The organism is Mycobacterium stomatepiae, from assembly GCF_010731715.1.
GTDB lineage: Bacteria > Actinomycetota > Actinomycetes > Mycobacteriales > Mycobacteriaceae > Mycobacterium > Mycobacterium stomatepiae.
This window is the reverse complement of record NZ_AP022587.1, coordinates 3,337,222-3,352,263: the sequence shown is the minus strand read 5'-3', so window position 1 is coordinate 3,352,263 and position 15,042 is coordinate 3,337,222. Positions and strand designations below refer to the sequence as shown.

Sequence of the window (15,042 nt, the reverse complement as noted above, 5' to 3'; positions counted from 1 at the left end):
CACCGCTGTGCGCACTTTCCTTGCGATAGCAGTCTGTTTGGCCACCTGCCTGATGGGCTGCTCGAGTTCCAGCCACGCCGTCCGGCCGTATGGAGCTCAGGGTGCGCGGCTGGGCGAATCGCTGGCGCTGCTGGGCTGGAACATCTCGGTGTCGAACCTGCGCTGGGATGGCGACTACGTGTTGGTCGACGTCGACGTCGACGCCGCACCGACGGACCCGAAGGCGCCGCACGCCAACCCCGCGGACATCCGCTTCGGGCTCTACGGCGCGCTCGCCCATCCGATGGAGGCCACCGGGTTGGGCAGCTGCGACGCCGCGATGGCCGTGGTGCCCGATATCAAGTCGCCGCTGTCGGCGCCGCCGAACCGGCTGACCGGGGCGGTGTGCCTGGGCCCGCTGAAGGATCGCAGTCAGGTGCGCGGTGTGTACAGCTATTCGGAGCGGGACCGCATCGCCGACACCTCCGCCGCTTACCCGGCCGCGTTTCCGATCGGGCTGATGCCGACGAATGTCAACGACACGGGCCTGGTCGTCCAGACCACCAGTCTGTCGGCCTGGCACGCCGACGGTACCCCGGTGACCAAGGCGCAGCTCGGTGATCCGGGGGCCTTCACCGGTAACGGCTACATGCTGCTGGGGCTGCAGGCCGAATCCCTGGCGGCCCGGTACCGCGACGACTCCGCCCGTCGCGGCGGCCCGATGATGCTGCTCGCGTCGCCGACCGTTCCGGGCCGCGGCCTGAACCCGGCCTGCGCGGTGTACGGGTCGTCGGTGCTGATCCTGCCGGACGCCTCGCTGGACGCGGTGCGCGTCTCCGCGTCGTTGTGCACGCAGGGCGAAATCAACCAGGCGCTGCTGTATGCGACGGTGGCGATCGTCGGCACCCACGCGGGTGTCTGGACGCAGCGATGAGCGACCTCGGGCCCGGGCCCACGGAATGGGCGGTACCACCGGCCGCCGGCGTCGGGCCCTTGTCGGGCGATCCGCCCGACGACTCGCGCTATGACCCAATTCTGTTGCGCGACGGGGATACTCGCAATGTCGTTGACGCTTACCGGTATTGGACGCGGGAAGCGATCATCGCCGACATAGACAATCGCCGGCACCCGCTGCACATCGCGATCGAAAACTTCGGGCACGACGCGAATATCGGGTCGGTGGTGCGTACCGCCAACGCCTTTGCGGTGGACACCGTGCACATCGTCGGCCGGCGCCGTTGGAATCGCCGCGGCGCCATGGTGACCGATCGCTACCAGCGGCTCTGCCATCACGACAGCACCGCCGAGCTACTGGATTTCGCGGCTGCCGCGGGTTTGAGCGTGGTCGCGGTCGACAACGTGCCGGGCGCCGCGCGCCTGGAAGAAGCCGCGCTGCCGCGCGAATGCCTGCTGGTGTTCGGTCAAGAAGGGCCGGGCATCACCGACGACACCCGGCTGGGTGCGGCGGTGACGGTGTCGATCGCTCAGTTCGGCTCGACGCGCAGCATCAACGCCGGCGTCGCCGCCGGGATCGCGATGCACGCCTGGATCCGTCAGCACGCGGACCTCAACCGCGCCTGGTAGTTGAGAGTGCGCCGGCTGCAGCGGCGTGGCGGCGGCCTGGCCCACACGCAACACGCTCAGCTCCACAGCGTGACGTGAACCTTGGGGCGAAACCTCGTCACCCCGACGCCCGATCCGCGGATCATCGCCTGAATACACCGCGGCGTCGTGATAAGGCGAACCAGCTCCGACACCGCCGGCTGACGAGCCGAGGGCGCCAACGTCATCGCACACCACTCGCCCGACCGGTCCAGGCCCGGGCCGGTCACATGCGCCAGTCTGCCCGCGGCGAGGTCCTTGCCGACGGCGAAGCCGATCGTCAACGCCACACCGCCGACCCGCTGCACCTCCTCGAGCGCGGCCGCGTCACTCTGAAATATTCGCTGCTGCGACTCTGGAATTGCCAAGCCGCGCAGCATAATTGCGATCTCGCCGTCCACGCTGCCCGCCGACGGCCCGAGCATCCACTGCTGCTGACGCAACACGCTCGGCGCCGGAATACCGCCAGTCAGTGGACTATTCGGCGCGACGACGGTGATGATCTGGTATTTCAGGAAGGGCCGCACGAAGATCGACTCGTCGGCGGCCGCCGAGTTCTCGCTGGCCGGGCCGATAGCGATGTCGACGGCGCGCGACGCGATCAGCTCGCGGAACCGGCTCGTCGGATGCACGCTCAACTCCACCGACAAGTCGTCAGCCCGCGACGAGAACAACTCGATCAGGCCGGGCGCCGCGTGTTCGGCGAACGCCGTCGACGCCGCGATCCGCAGCAGCCGGCGCCCGTGCGCCGCCTCGGTGACCTCGATCGCGGTTTGTTGCTGCAGACCCAAGATTTCGACCGCGCGGCTGGCTAGTCGCAGCCCGCCGGGTGTGAACGCCAGCCCCGCACCGGTTCTGGTGAACAGCGGGTCGTCGAGTTCTTTGCGGAGAGCCGCGACATGCATCGAGATTCCGGCGTCGGAAACACCGAGTTCCGCGGCGGCCGCTCGCACCGAGCCCAACCGAACCACCGCCGAATAGGCCCGAAGTTGAGCCGGAGTCATGCTTATGAGCCTACTTTGGGAAGCGTGCGAGACGTGCTTGCCGAACTAATGAAGATTTGGCGCGCCGGTGACACTGCGGGTCTAGGGACCGTGGTGCGAACTTTTCGGTCGGCACCGCGGCTGCCCGGAGCCTCGATGGTGGTCGCACCGGACGGCTCGGTGAGCGGCTCGGTGTCGGGTGGTTGCGTGGAAGGCGCTGTCTACCAAGCCGCTACCGAGGTGACGCAGACCGGAACGCCACGGCTGGAACGCTACGGGGTCAGCGACGGCGACGCCTTCGCTGTCGGTCTGACATGCGGCGGCATCATCGACATCTTCGTGGAGGCGGTATCGCAGAAGACCTTTCCCGAACTAGGCGCGGTCTCCGACGACATTGACGAGCAATGTCCGGTCGCGGTTGCGACCGTCATCGGCCATCCCGACGCGCGGTGGATCGGCCGGCGCCTCGTCGTCCGCCGGGATGCGGAGGCGGGATCGCTGGGATCGGCGCGCGCCGACGCCGCGGTCGCCGACGATGCGCGCGGGCTACTCGCGGTGGGCCGCAGCGAAGTCCTCAAATACGGGCCCGATGGCCAGCGCCTCGGCGAAGGCATGGAGGTATTCGTCGCCAGCTATGCCCCGCAGCCGCGAATGCTGGTGTTCGGCGCCATCGATTTCGCCGCCGCCCTCGCGCAGCAGGGCGCCTTCCTCGGCTACCGCGTCACGGTGTGCGACGCGCGTTCCGTGTTTGCCACGCCGGCCCGTTTTCCGGCGGCCGAGCGCGTCGTCGTCGAGTGGCCGCACCGCTACCTTGCCACCCAGGCGGAGGCGGGCGCCATCGACGAGAGCACGGTGATCTGCGTGCTCACCCACGATCCGAAGTTCGACGTCCCGGTTCTCGAGGTGGCGTTGCGCCTGCCGCACGTCGGGTACGTGGGGGCGATGGGTTCGCGGCGCACGCACGCCGACCGAGTGGAGCGGCTGCGGGCGGTCGGGCTGACCGACGCCGAGCTGAGCCGGCTCACCAGCCCGATCGGGCTGGATCTGGGCGCCCGAACACCGGAGGAGACCGCGGTCTCGATCGCGGCCGACATCATCGCCCGGCGGTGGGGCGGCGGTGGTTTGCCGCTGGCCCGGCTGGCCGGCCGAATCCACCACGAGGCCCCGGAGCAGCAGGTCACGGGCGGGTTCGAGGCGACTTCAACGATCGCTTAACTCACTATTGACGCCCGAGTCAGAGCGGCCGACACTTGTGGTCCCCTTCCAAGTGAGGTGCGTCACATGCAGGTACCCGGTCCCTTCGAATACGAACGTGCAACCAGTGTCGACCACGCCATCGGACTTCTGGATCGGTTGGGTGAGGGGGCGCGAGTGGTCGCCGGCGGGCACAGCCTGCTGCCGATGATGAAGCTGCGCATCGCCAACCCCGAATACCTCGTCGACATCAACGACCTGGCGCTTGAACTCGGGTACGTGATCACCGACCCGACCCTGGTCCGTATCGGCGCCATGACCCGTCACCGCGAGCTGCTGGACTCCGAGCCGCTGGCCGCCGACTGCCCGATCTTCCGCGACGCCGAACGTGTCATCGCCGACCCCGTGGTCCGCAATCGCGGCACCCTGGGCGGCTCGCTGTGTCAGGCCGACCCGGCCGAGGATCTGTCGACCGTATGCGAAGCGCTGGACGCGGTATGCCTGGCCCGAGGGCCGTCGGGCGAACGCGAAATACCGATCGACGACTTCATCGTCGGGCCCTACGAAACCGCACTCACCTTCAACGAGATGCTCGTCGAGGTGCGAATCCCGCTGCGGCACAACTCATCCAGTGCATATGCCAAAGTCGAACGGCGCGTTGGTGATTGGGCCGTGGCGGCGGCCGGTGCGGCGCTCACCCTCGACGGCGACGCGATCGCCGCGGGCCGACTGGGCCTGACCGCTGTCAACGTGGACCGAGCGGCACTTGCCGAGGTGGCGGCGGGTCTGGCCGGACAGCCGGTCACCGACGAGGTCTTCGCCGACGCGGGCCGGCGTGCTGCGCAAGCCTGCGACCCGGTGACCGATGCCCGCGGTACCGCCGAGTACAAGCGGCACCTGGCCGCCGAACTGACCACTCGCACCTTGCGTACCGCAGCCCAACGAGTGCGTGCAGCAGGGAATTAAGGCGATCGCAAGCGCGGCGAAAGCCGGGCGTAGCGGGTCGCCGACAGAAAGGAATAGCCATGCAGGTGAATATGACCGTCAACGGTGAGCAGGTGACCGCCGATGTCGAACCCCGGATGCTGCTCGTGCACTTCCTGCGCGATCAGCTGCGGCTCACCGGAACTCACTGGGGTTGCGACACCAGTAACTGCGGAACGTGCGTGGTCGACGTCGACGGCGTGCCGGTGAAATCCTGCACGATGCTCGCCGTCATGGCCTCGGGCCACAGTGTGCGCACCGTCGAGGGTCTCGCGACCAACGGCGAGCTGGACCCGGTGCAGGAAGGCTTCATGCGCTGCCACGGGCTGCAATGCGGTTTCTGCACACCGGGAATGATGATCACCGCCCGTGCCCTGCTGGACCGCGACCCGAACCCCGACGAGGAGGCCATCCGGGAAGCGATTTCCGGGCAGATTTGTCGCTGCACCGGATACACCACGATCGTGCGGTCCATTCAATGGGCCGCGACGCATGGCGCACCAGCGGAGGCCGGCTCATGACGACCATCGAGTCCCGCCCGCCGTCAACGGAAGACCTGGCCGACAACGACCAAAAGCCCTGCGGCTACGGCCGGATGATGCGCAAGGAGGATCCCCGCTTCATCCGCGGCCGGGGTCGCTACGTCGACGACATCGCCCTGCCCGGCATGCTGCACCTGGCGATCCTGCGTTCGCCGTACGCGCACGCCACCATCGTCGGCATCGACGTGACTGCCGCGCAGGCACATCCGAAGGTCAAGGCGGTGGTGACCGGCGCAGACCTGGCCGAGAAGGGCCTGGCTTGGATGCCGACGCTGTCCAACGACGTGCAAGCGGTGCTGGCCACCGACAAGGTGCGGTTCCAGGGTCAGGAGGTCGCGTTTGTCGTTGCCGAGGACCGGTATTCGGCCCGCGACGCGCTGGAGCTGATCGACGTCGAATACGACCCGCTGGACCCGGTTGTCGATGTCCGCACCGCGCTGGACCCGTCGGCTCCGGTGATCCGGACCGACTTGGCGGGCAAGACCGACAACCACTGCTTCGACTGGGAGACCGGTGACGCGGCCGCCACCGATGCGGTGTTCGCCAAGGCCGACGTCGTCATCAAGCAGGAAATGATCTACCCCCGGTTCCACCCGGCGCCGATGGAAACCTGCGGTGCGGTAGCCGATTTGGATCCGGTCACCGGCAAGCTGACGCTGTGGTCCACCAGCCAGGCGCCCCACGCGCACCGCACCCTGTACGCGTTGGTCGCCGGCCTGCCCGAGCACAAGATCCAGGTGATCGCGCCCGACATCGGCGGCGGATTCGGAAACAAGGTACCGATCTACCCCGGCTACGTGTGCGCGATCGTCGGCTCGCTGCTGCTGGGCAAGCCGGTGAAGTGGATGGAGGACCGCAGCGAGAACCTGACGTCCACCGGCTTCGCGCGCGACTACATCATGGTCGGCGAGATCGCCGCCACCAACGAGGGAAAGATTCTGGCGATCCGATCCACCGTGCTGGCCGACCATGGCGCGTTCAACGGCACCGCGGCGCCGGTGAAGTACCCGGCGGGCTTTTTCGGGGTGTTCACCGGAAGCTACGACATTGAAGCCGCCTACTGCCACCTGACAGCCGTGTACACCAACAAGGCGCCCGGCGGCGTGGCGTATGCGTGTTCGTTCCGGATCACCGAGGCCGTGTATTTCGTTGAGCGGCTGGTGGATTGCCTGGCGTTCGACCTGAAGATGGATCCTGCCGAGCTGCGGCTGCGAAACCTGCTGCGGCCCGACCAGTTCCCGTACCGCAGCAAGACGGGCTGGGTCTACGACTCCGGTGACTACGAGACGACGATGCGCAAGGCCATGGACATGATCGGCTATGACGTGCTGCGGGCCGAGCAGGCCGCCAAACGCGAACGTGGCGAGCTGATGGGCATCGGTATGTCCTTCTTCACCGAGGCCGTCGGGGCCGGTCCGCGTAAGGACATGGACATCCTCGGCCTCGGCATGGCCGACGGCTGCGAGCTGCGGGTGCACCCCACCGGCAAAGCGGTGGTACGGCTTTCGGTGCAGACGCAGGGTCAGGGCCACGAGACGACGTTCGCTCAGATCGTCGCCGAGGAGCTGGGTATTCCGCCCGACGACATCGACGTCGTGCACGGCGACACCGACCAGACGCCGTTCGGGCTGGGCACCTACGGCAGCCGGTCCACGCCGGTGTCCGGGGCCGCCGCGGCGCTGGTGGCCCGCAAGGTCCGCGACAAGGCGAAGATCATCGCGTCCGGCATGCTCGAGGTTTCGGTCGCCGACTTGGATTGGGAGAAAGGCAAATTCCACGTCAAGGGCGACCCGTCCGCGTCGGTCACGATTCAGGACATCGCGATGCGTGCCCACGGCGCGGGTGATCTGCCGGAGGGTGTCGAGGGTGGGCTGGACGCCCAGATCTGCTACAACCCGGAGAACCTGACCTATCCCTACGGCGCGTATTTCTGCGTGGTGGATATCGATCCGGGCACCGCGGTGGTCAAGGTGCGGCGCTTCCTCGCCGTCGACGACTGCGGGACCCAGATCAATCCGATGATCATCGAGGGCCAGGTGCACGGCGGCATCGTCGACGGCATCGGGATGGCCCTGATGGAGATGATCGCTTTCGACGAGGAAGGGAACTGCCTGGGCGGGTCGCTGATGGACTACCTGATCCCGACCGCGCTCGAGGTTCCGCATCTGGAAACCGGTCACACCGTGACGCCGTCGCCGCATCATCCGATCGGCGCGAAGGGCATCGGGGAATCGGCGACGGTCGGATCGCCGCCCGCGGTGGTCAACGCCGTGGTGGACGCGTTGGCACCGTACGGGGTTCGGCATGCCGACATGCCGTTGACGCCGTCGCGGGTCTGGGAAGCCATGCAGGGCCGCGCCAGGCCGCCGATCCAGGGACGCGCGATGACGGCGATCAGCGAGCGGGCTCAGCAACTGTTGGCGGCGCGGACACCGTTTGTGCATGCCACGGTGGTGCGTGCTCAGCCGCCGACGTCGGCCTTTCCGGGTGATGAGGCAATCCTGTTGTCGGATGGAACAATTGAGGGGTTCGTCGGTGGGCAGTGCGCGCAGAACTCCGTGCGCAAGGCGGCGCTGGGTGTGCTGCAGGCGGGCGAGAGTGTGCTGCTGCGGGTGCTGCCCGACGGGGACGTGCACTTTCCGGAGGCCGCCGGTGCCAGCGTGGTGGTCAATCCGTGCCTGTCCGGCGGGTCGCTGGAGATCTTCCTGACACCGCAGCTGCCGGCCCCGCTGATCCGGATCTACGGCGCCACCCCGATCGCCGACGCGCTGATCGACGTGTGCGGGGTGCTCGGTTACGACGCACGGCGTGACACCGACCTGTCCGACACCGCCGCGGTGGTGATCGCCAGCCACGGCGGGCCGGAAGCCGAAATCATCCGTGCCGCACTGGATAACGGTGTCGGCTATATCGGTCTGGTGGCCAGCAAGGTCCGCGGGGCCTCGATCCTGAACGACCTCGAAATCTCCGAGGCCGAGCGGGCCCGCAGCCACACCCCGGTCGGAATCCGCATCGGCGCCAAGACTCCCGCGGAGATCGCGGTGTCGATCGCGGCCGAGTTGATCGCCGCCGTGCGCGACGGCAGCCTGACCCGGCAGACGGTCCCGGCGGCCAGCGCCGCGGCCGAGGCGATCGATCCGGTGTGCGGCATGACGGTGCCGACCGGGCCCGCGACCGAACACCTGCAGCTGGCGGGTACCGACTATTGGTTCTGCTGCCCGGGATGCCGCTCGGCATTCGCCGCCGGCAAGGGTGCCCAGTGACGTTCAGCAGCCCCGACGACGTGGTGCGCCAGTTCGACGCAAAGGACTATCTACTCGACACCGGGACCGCCGCGGCGATCTACCTTGCCACCACTCTCGGCAGGCCGCTGCTGCTCGAGGGCGAGCCCGGCGTCGGCAAGACCACCGCAGCGAAAACCCTTGCAGAGGTGCTGAAAACGCCGATGGTTCGGCTGCAATGCTACGAGGGCCTGACCGCGAACGAGGCGCTCTACGACTGGAACTATCAACGCCAGCTGCTGTCCATCAGGCTGGCCGAAGCTCGTGGCACCGGCATCGAGGAAGCCGATCTGTACACCGCGACCTACCTAGTGGACCGACCCATCCTGCAGTGTGTGCGCTACCAGGGGCCCACACCTCCCGTGCTATTGATCGACGAAATCGACCGGGCCGATGATGAATTCGAGGCCCTGCTGTTGGAGTTCCTCGGCGAGTCTGCGGTGACCGTACCCGAACTGGGCACCTTCGTCGCCGAGCACCCGCCGATCGCGGTGCTGACCTCCAACCGCAGCCGCGACCTGAACGACGCGCTGCGGCGGCGCTGCCTGTACCACTGGATCGACTACCCCGAGCCGGACCGGGCCGCCGCGATCGTGCGGCGCACGGTGCCCGGCGCGGCCGCGCCGTTGATCGAACAGGCCACCCAATTCGTGGGCAGTGCACGCGATCTAGACCTGGACAAGCCGCCGGGCGTGGCCGAGACCATCGACTGGGTCGCCGCCCTGGTGTCGCTGGGCGTCGCGGACCTCGTCGACGATTCCGCCGCCATGAGCCTCGGTGCGCTGGCTAAGACGCCCGACGACCGCACGCAGATTCGCGACGCATTTTCCGAGTACAGCCGCATATGAGAGGACCCACAGCATGAAGATTGCCAACCAGTTCACCGTTGGTGCGCCCATCGATCAGGCCTGGGACGTGCTGTGCGACCTAGAGCAGGTGATCCCGCTGATGCCGGGCGCCCAGCTGGTCGGCCACGAGGGCGAGGACTACCTCGGCAAGGTCAAAGTCAAAGTGGGCCCCGTGACAAGCGAATTCAGCGGAAAGGTGCGCTTCATCGAGCAGGACCGCGACCAGCACCGTGCCGTCATCGACGGCAAGGGCAAGGAAGCACGCGGCACCGGTAACGCGGCGGCGACGGTCACCGCGCAGCTGCAGGCGGACGGCGAGCGCACCAGCGTCACCGTTGACACCGACCTGACGATCGTCGGCAAGCTGGCCCAGTTCGGCAGTGGCATGTTGCAACAGGTGTCGGAGAAACTGCTGGGACAGTTCGTGGAGTCGCTGGAAGCCAAGCTGGCCGCCGAGAAGACCGGCGCCGCGGAGGCGCCCGAAGCGGCGGCGGAGACCGGGGTGCCCGAGTCGGGGTCAGAGGAGCCGATTCCGGCTTGGCCGGTGAACCCGGTCCCGGGAACTCGGCAAGCCCCCGCTTCCGAGCCTGAGCCCATCGACCTGTTACAGCTCGCCGGTGGCGACCAGTTCAAGAAGAAATACGCCGCCCCGGCGCTGGCGGCGCTTGCCGCGCTGGTGCTGATCTGGGTGCTGCTGCGGCGGCGTTAGCGACCCGTGGGCACCCCCTTGCTGTTGCGGGGCGTCGACCGGGCGGCGCTCGCGACGGCGCTGGTCGCCCGGTTGCGCAGCGTGGGGGTGTTGGTGCCCGCCAGTGGCCCGGCGAACTTTGTGCAGGCACTGCGAAATTTGGCCCCCGACAATCGAACCGCGCTGTACTGGGCGGCCAGGCTGACGTTGGTCAACCGGATGGAGGACCTGGGGGCCTTCGACACGGTCTTCGCTGCGGTGTTCGGTGCGGCCGAACCGGGCGACGCCGCGCTCCCCGATACACCCCTGCCGCTGCCGGTTCGCAAGACGCCGGCCGCCGGCACGGTGCGTCCGGGCGGGGGCGGATCCACGTCCACGCAAAAACTTCCCTGGGTGACGCGGACCGTCGCCAACGGCGAAGACACGGCAAGTCCGAGTCTGCTGCTGCCCGACGTGCTGCCCAGCCGGATCGCTGCGCTGGCCGACGAGCCGTTCGACGTTTTCGACCCCGAAGACCTTCGGCTGCTTGGTATTTGGCTGGAAGCGACCGTCGCGCGCTGGCCGCGGCGGCGCAGCCTGCGCTTCGAGCGCAGCCCCGGCGGCAAGCGGATCGACCTGCGGGCCACCATGAACGCCGCGCGGTCGACCGGCTGGGAATCGATGGTGCTGGCCCGGACCCGGCCGCGACGCCGTCCGCGGCGAGTGGTGCTGCTCTGTGACGTCAGCCGCTCGATGCAGCCCTACGCCGCGGTGTATCTGCATTTGATGCGGGCGGTGTTGCGCCAGGCCGGAACTCGGCCCGAGGTGTTCGCGTTCTCGACGTCGCTGACCCGGCTCACCTCGGTGCTGTCGCACCGGTCGGCCGAGGTGGCGCTGCAGCGGGCCAACGCCAAGGTCGCCGACCGTTACGGCGGCACCTTCATCGGCCGCGGTGTGGCCGCGCTGCTCGCCCCGCCGTACGGCAACGCGCTGCGCGGCGCGGTGGTTATCGTCGCCTCCGACGGCTGGGACAGCGATCCGCCCGAGGAGCTGAAGCATGCGATGGCTAGGCTGCGCCGCCGCGCCGAGCTGTTGATATGGCTCAATCCTCGTGCGGCACAGCGTGATTTCGAGCCGCTGACCGGGTCGATGGCGGCCGCCTTGCCCTACTGCGACCTGTTCCTGCCGGCCCACTCGCTGACGGGGCTGCGTGATCTGTTGCTGGCGTTGGCGGCTGCGCCCGGTTGACGCGCTAGTCGGGGTAGTTGCCAGTTTCCAGATCCTCCAGCAAGCTCGGATGTGTTGGCCGCCAACCGAATCGTTGCTGGGTCAGTGCGCTGGACGCCGGTTGGTCGGCGGCGAAGACGACGCCGAGCGGGCCGAAATTCTCGGCGGCAGCGGACTCGACGGGAACACCGAGCCGACGGCCGATCACGTCGGCGATCGACCGCATCGGGTCCCCCTCGTCACCCACCGCGTGCAGTACCGAGCCGGGCGGGGCCTGTTCGAGGGCGAGCCGGAACAACGACGCCGCGTCGTCGCGGTGCACGGCCGGCCACCGTTGCATACCGTCGCCGACGTAGCCCGACACGCCGGCGCGGCGGGCGGCCTGGATCAGCAGGCTGGCGAAGCCGTAGCGTCCGCCGGCGTCGTGCACCGATCGCGGCAGCCGTACCACGGCGGACCGGACGCCGCGCGCGGCCAGGTCGATGACGGCCTGGCCGGTGCGGCCCCGTCCCGCCACCGGGCCCTCGACGGTGAACGGGTCGTCTTCGGTGCTTGGGCGCCCGGCCACCGCCGGCGTGCCGTTCGCGAGCACCAGCGGTTTACCACTGCCGACCAGCGCGTCGCCGAGCGCGCCGACCGCGCGGGCTTCGTCTCCGACGGCGTCGCCGACGGTGCTGAAGTCGTGCGAGAACGCCAGGTAGACAACGCCGTGGGCGTCGACGGCCGCCTTCTGCAGGATGTCGAGGTCGGCGATGTTCCCGCGCAGCGGTTCGGCGCCGAGTCCGCTGATGGTCGCGGCCGCGGCATCGGAGCGGGCCAGGCCGACGACCTGATGACCGGCGGCGGTCAATTCTGAGACGACGGCCGAGCCGATTCCTCCGCTGGCGCCGGTGACGAATACGCGCACACGCTGCTCCCTCCATGTGATGTGACTGTTGTCCCATCACCATACAGCAGTGATGGGACAACGGTCGCATCACTAAGCTGGGGCCATGGCTCGTTGGGAACCCGATGCGCGTGCACGCTTGGTCGGCGCGGCGCTCGAGTTGTTCAACGAGCGCGGCTACGACCAGACGACGGTGGCGGAGATCGCCGAGCGTGCGGGCCTGACGAAGAGCACGTTCTTTCGCCACTTCCCGGACAAACGCGACGTGCTGGCGGCCGGTCAGGACGCGCTGGCGCAGCTGCTGCGCGACGGCATCGCCGCGGCGCCGGCCGATGCGACACCGTTGACGGCAGTGTGTTCGGGTTTGAAGTCGGCCGCGGCGGCGTTCACGTCGTTCAACAAAGAACTCGCGCCCAGGCTCAAGGCCGCGATCGCCGCCAGTTCCGAGCTTCAGGAACGCAACGCGCTCAAGCAGATTGGGCTGGCGCTGGCGATGGTTGAAGCGCTGCAATCCCGGGGTGTGCCGGAACCGACCGCGGCATTGGCCGCCGAGCTCGGCGCCCTGGCGTTCAAGACGGCCTACGCGCGCTGGACCGAACCCGGCGACGACCACGACCTGGGCGAACTCGCGTGTCGGGAACTACGTGAGTTGCACACCGCCGCAACCAATCTCAGCTGAGCCGCCCCGATCCTTCAGGGTGATGCCCGACCGGCCGAGCTGCCGGGCCCCGGCCACCAGCATGGCGGCGACCGCCGCGGCCGTCGAATAGTCGAGGCCGTCGGGTGGATGGATGTTGGAGATGCAGTTGCGGTCGGCGTCGGTGACCCCCGGCGTCGGCCGATGCGTCAGGTAGATGCCCAGACTGTCGGCGACCGACAGCCCGGGGCGTTCACCGATCAGCACCAGAACCGTTGTGACGCCGAGGGCTTGGCCGATGCGGTCCCCCAGTGCGACGCGGGCCTGGGTGGCGATGACCGGCGGGGCGATGCGGTAGCGGCCGTCGAATGCGCGGACCAGCGCGTCGAGCGTGCCCGCGGAGTGGTCGGTCAGGGCCCTGGGGGACAATCCATCGGCGAGCACAAAGCCGATGTCCGCGTTGGTCTTTGGCAGGCTCGACAGATCCGCGGGGCTGCGGCCCAGATCGGGTCGACGCAGATACTCGCTGCGCGTCTGAGCGTGGCTGTGCACTCGCAGCGGTTCGCCGAGCCCGGTGCCGTGCAGCTGTTTGATCAGGTCGTCGACGTCGAGCGGTTCGTGGACGGCGTCGCGCGCCGCGGCGTGTGCAGCCTGGAACTCCAGCACCCGCCGGGTCGGCAGCGAGTTGCCGGCACGGCCGAGCCCGATGCGCGCCTGCGTGGTGGCCCGCAGCGGTGCCCACAGGTCGGTCATCAGCCGGCCGCCAATGCGCGCAGCGGCGACGTCGCGAGGTCGACGGGCAGAATGCGGCCGTCGGCGTCGGCCATGCCAAGGCCGGCCAACCAGGCTTCGAATTCGGGCGCGGGCCGCAGCCCCAACGCTTTTCGGACGTACAACACATCGTGAAACGACAGGCTCTGATAGCCGAGCATGATGTCGTCGGCGCCGGGAACGGCGATCACGAACGCGGTACCCGCCGCGCCCAACAGGGTCAGCAGCGTGTCCATGTCGTCCTGGTCGGCTTCGGTGTGGTTGGTGTAGCAGACGTCTACGCCCATCGGCAGGCCGAGCAATTTCCCGCAGAAGTTGTCTTCCAACCCGGCGCGAATGATCTGCTTGCCGTCGTAGAGGTACTCCGGCCCGATGAAGCCGACGACCGTGTCGATCAACAGCGGTTCCAGCGCTCGGGCCACCGCGTAGGAGCGCGCCTCTAGCGTCTGCTGGTCGACCGGCTGGTTTCCGACGCCGAGGTGGGCCCCGGCCGACAGCGCCGAACCCTGCCCCGTCTCCAGGTACATGACGTTGTCGCCGACCGTGCCGCGGCGCAACGACCGTGCGGCCTCGTTGGCTTCGGTCAACATCGCGATCGAAGTGCCGAAGCCGGCGTTGGCGCCCTCGGTGCCCGCGATCGACTGGAAGACCAGGTCGACGGGCGCGCCCTGCTCGATCAGTTCCATCGTGGTCGTGACGTGGCACAGCACGCACGACTGCACGGGGATGGCGAACCGCTGGCGGATGTCGTCGAGCAGGTGCAGCAGCGCCGCCGCCGCGTGCGGCGAGTCGGTCGCCGGGTTGATGCCGATCACCGCGTCGCCGCAGCCCATCAGCAGGCCGTCGAGCATCGCCGCGGCGATCCCGCGCGGGTCGTCGGTGGGGTGGTTGGGTTGCAGCCGGGTGGCCAGCGTGCCCGGCAATCCGATCGTCGTCCGAAACGCCGCGGTCGCCGTCGCGGCGGCGGCCACCAGGATCAGGTCCTGGTTGCGCATGATCTTCGACGCCGCGGCGACCATCTCCGGGATGAGCCCGGGGGAGACGGCGGCGATGCGGGCGGCGCTGTCGTCGCGCGACGCCGCATCCAGCAGCCAGTCGCGCAAGCCTCCGACGGTCAGGTGCGCGATCGGGCGGAACGCCTCGCGATCGTGGCTGTCGATGATGAGCCGGGTGACCTCGTCGGTCTCGTACGGCACGACCACGTCGTTGAGAAACGTCGCCAGCGGGATGTCGGCCAGCACCCACGCCGCCGCGGCCCGTTCCGCGTCGGATTCGGCCGCGCAGCCGGCCAGCTGGTCGCCCGAGCGCAACGGCGTCGCCTTCGCCATCACGTCGACCAGCCCCGCGAACGAGTACGTGGTCCCCGAAATGGTGTGCCGGTAGCGCATATTTCACAGTAGGACACCCTCGGTTCGGCAGCAGGTCAACCTTGCTGTGCGTC

Annotated in this window: 13 protein-coding genes and 2 pseudogenes; 11 read left to right on the top strand and 4 right to left on the bottom strand. The window is 68.5% G+C overall.

Annotated features, from left to right (window positions below; genetic code table 11):
- The first annotated feature begins 52 nt into the window (after nucleotides 1-52).
- Together G6N54_RS15820 and G6N54_RS15815 are read left to right on the top strand one after the other, a co-directional pair.
- The gene (locus G6N54_RS15820; RefSeq protein WP_163794759.1) at nucleotides 53-913 is read left to right on the top strand and encodes a hypothetical protein; all 861 of its coding nucleotides are present in this window, start codon (nucleotides 53-55) and stop codon (nucleotides 911-913) included.
- Nucleotides 910-1,563, top strand: coding sequence for a TrmH family RNA methyltransferase (locus G6N54_RS15815; protein WP_179969071.1), 654 nt, complete (start codon nucleotides 910-912; stop codon nucleotides 1,561-1,563). The genes G6N54_RS15820 and G6N54_RS15815 overlap by 4 nt, the downstream gene beginning before the upstream one ends.
- 56 nt (nucleotides 1,564-1,619) lie before the next feature.
- On the opposite strand, the gene G6N54_RS15810 is transcribed toward G6N54_RS15815, so the two are convergent.
- On the bottom strand, nucleotides 1,620-2,585 hold the full coding sequence (locus G6N54_RS15810; RefSeq protein WP_163790948.1) for a LysR family transcriptional regulator: 966 nt from the start codon (nucleotides 2,583-2,585) through the stop codon (nucleotides 1,620-1,622).
- Between the two features lie 24 nt (nucleotides 2,586-2,609).
- Here G6N54_RS15810 and G6N54_RS15805 point away from each other — a divergent pair, with 24 nt between their 5' ends.
- The 8 genes and pseudogenes from G6N54_RS15805 to G6N54_RS15770 all read left to right on the top strand — a co-directional run bounded on the left by G6N54_RS15805 (nucleotide 2,610) and on the right by G6N54_RS15770 (nucleotide 11,328).
- Nucleotides 2,610-3,779, top strand: coding sequence for an XdhC family protein (locus G6N54_RS15805; protein WP_170313053.1), 1,170 nt, complete (start codon nucleotides 2,610-2,612; stop codon nucleotides 3,777-3,779).
- Nucleotides 3,780-3,845: 66 nt separating this feature from the next.
- Nucleotides 3,846-4,724, top strand: a complete 879-nt coding sequence (locus G6N54_RS15800; protein ID WP_163790947.1) for an FAD binding domain-containing protein — start codon at nucleotides 3,846-3,848, stop codon at nucleotides 4,722-4,724.
- Nucleotides 4,725-4,783: 59 nt separating this feature from the next.
- Nucleotides 4,784-5,263, top strand: a complete 480-nt coding sequence (locus tag G6N54_RS15795) for a (2Fe-2S)-binding protein (protein WP_163790946.1) — start codon at nucleotides 4,784-4,786, stop codon at nucleotides 5,261-5,263.
- Nucleotides 5,260-7,656 (top strand): annotated as a pseudogene (locus G6N54_RS15790) (aerobic carbon-monoxide dehydrogenase large subunit); the annotation flags it as partial. The gene G6N54_RS15795 and the pseudogene G6N54_RS15790, both read left to right, overlap by 4 nt.
- A gap of 12 nt (nucleotides 7,657-7,668) precedes the next feature.
- A pseudogene (locus G6N54_RS15785) lies at nucleotides 7,669-8,367 on the top strand (XdhC family protein); the annotation flags it as partial.
- A gap of 176 nt (nucleotides 8,368-8,543) precedes the next feature.
- Nucleotides 8,544-9,413 carry an AAA family ATPase gene (locus G6N54_RS15780; RefSeq protein WP_163790945.1) on the top strand — a complete coding sequence of 290 codons (870 nt, stop codon included), beginning with the start codon at nucleotides 8,544-8,546 and terminating at the stop codon, nucleotides 9,411-9,413.
- 13 nt (nucleotides 9,414-9,426) lie between these two features.
- On the top strand, nucleotides 9,427-10,122 hold the full coding sequence (locus G6N54_RS15775; RefSeq protein WP_163790944.1) for an SRPBCC family protein: 696 nt from the start codon (nucleotides 9,427-9,429) through the stop codon (nucleotides 10,120-10,122).
- 6 nt (nucleotides 10,123-10,128) lie between these two features.
- Nucleotides 10,129-11,328 (top strand): vWA domain-containing protein, encoded by a 1,200-nt coding sequence (locus tag G6N54_RS15770; protein ID WP_163790943.1) that lies wholly within the window; start codon nucleotides 10,129-10,131, stop codon nucleotides 11,326-11,328.
- A 4-nt stretch (nucleotides 11,329-11,332) separates the two neighbouring features.
- Here G6N54_RS15770 and G6N54_RS15765 read toward each other — a convergent pair whose 3' ends face one another.
- Nucleotides 11,333-12,214 carry an SDR family oxidoreductase gene (locus tag G6N54_RS15765; RefSeq protein WP_163790942.1) on the bottom strand — a complete coding sequence of 294 codons (882 nt, stop codon included), beginning with the start codon at nucleotides 12,212-12,214 and terminating at the stop codon, nucleotides 11,333-11,335.
- 85 nt (nucleotides 12,215-12,299) lie between these two features.
- On the opposite strand from G6N54_RS15765, the gene G6N54_RS15760 reads away from it, so the two are divergent.
- A complete protein-coding gene (locus tag G6N54_RS15760) occupies nucleotides 12,300-12,872 on the top strand; it encodes a TetR/AcrR family transcriptional regulator (RefSeq protein ID WP_163790941.1) in 573 nt (190 codons plus the stop codon).
- Here the strand turns inward: G6N54_RS15760 and eutC are convergent.
- Nucleotides 12,834-13,583: an ethanolamine ammonia-lyase subunit EutC gene (gene eutC / locus G6N54_RS15755; RefSeq protein ID WP_163790940.1), complete on the bottom strand. Its 750-nt coding sequence runs from the start codon at nucleotides 13,581-13,583 to the stop codon at nucleotides 12,834-12,836. The genes G6N54_RS15760 and eutC overlap by 39 nt on opposite strands.
- Nucleotides 13,583-14,989 carry an ethanolamine ammonia-lyase subunit EutB gene (locus G6N54_RS15750; protein WP_163790939.1) on the bottom strand — a complete coding sequence of 469 codons (1,407 nt, stop codon included), beginning with the start codon at nucleotides 14,987-14,989 and terminating at the stop codon, nucleotides 13,583-13,585. Before G6N54_RS15750 ends, eutC begins: the two co-directional genes overlap by 1 nt.
- Between the last annotated feature and the right edge of the window lie 53 nt (nucleotides 14,990-15,042).

Coding starts and splice junctions, on each gene's coding strand:
- G6N54_RS15815 (WP_179969071.1), top strand. CDS start 910: ATGAGCGACCTCGGGCCCGGGCCCACGGAATGGGCGGTACCACCGGCC.
- G6N54_RS15820 (WP_163794759.1), top strand. CDS start 53: ATGGGCTGCTCGAGTTCCAGCCACGCCGTCCGGCCGTATGGAGCTCAG.
- G6N54_RS15775 (WP_163790944.1), top strand. CDS start 9,427: ATGAAGATTGCCAACCAGTTCACCGTTGGTGCGCCCATCGATCAGGCC.
- G6N54_RS15750 (WP_163790939.1), bottom strand. CDS start 14,989: ATGCGCTACCGGCACACCATTTCGGGGACCACGTACTCGTTCGCGGGG.
- G6N54_RS15810 (WP_163790948.1), bottom strand. CDS start 2,585: ATGACTCCGGCTCAACTTCGGGCCTATTCGGCGGTGGTTCGGTTGGGC.
- G6N54_RS15795 (WP_163790946.1), top strand. CDS start 4,784: ATGCAGGTGAATATGACCGTCAACGGTGAGCAGGTGACCGCCGATGTC.
- G6N54_RS15800 (WP_163790947.1), top strand. CDS start 3,846: ATGCAGGTACCCGGTCCCTTCGAATACGAACGTGCAACCAGTGTCGAC.
- G6N54_RS15760 (WP_163790941.1), top strand. CDS start 12,300: ATGGCTCGTTGGGAACCCGATGCGCGTGCACGCTTGGTCGGCGCGGCG.
- eutC (WP_163790940.1), bottom strand. CDS start 13,583: ATGACCGACCTGTGGGCACCGCTGCGGGCCACCACGCAGGCGCGCATC.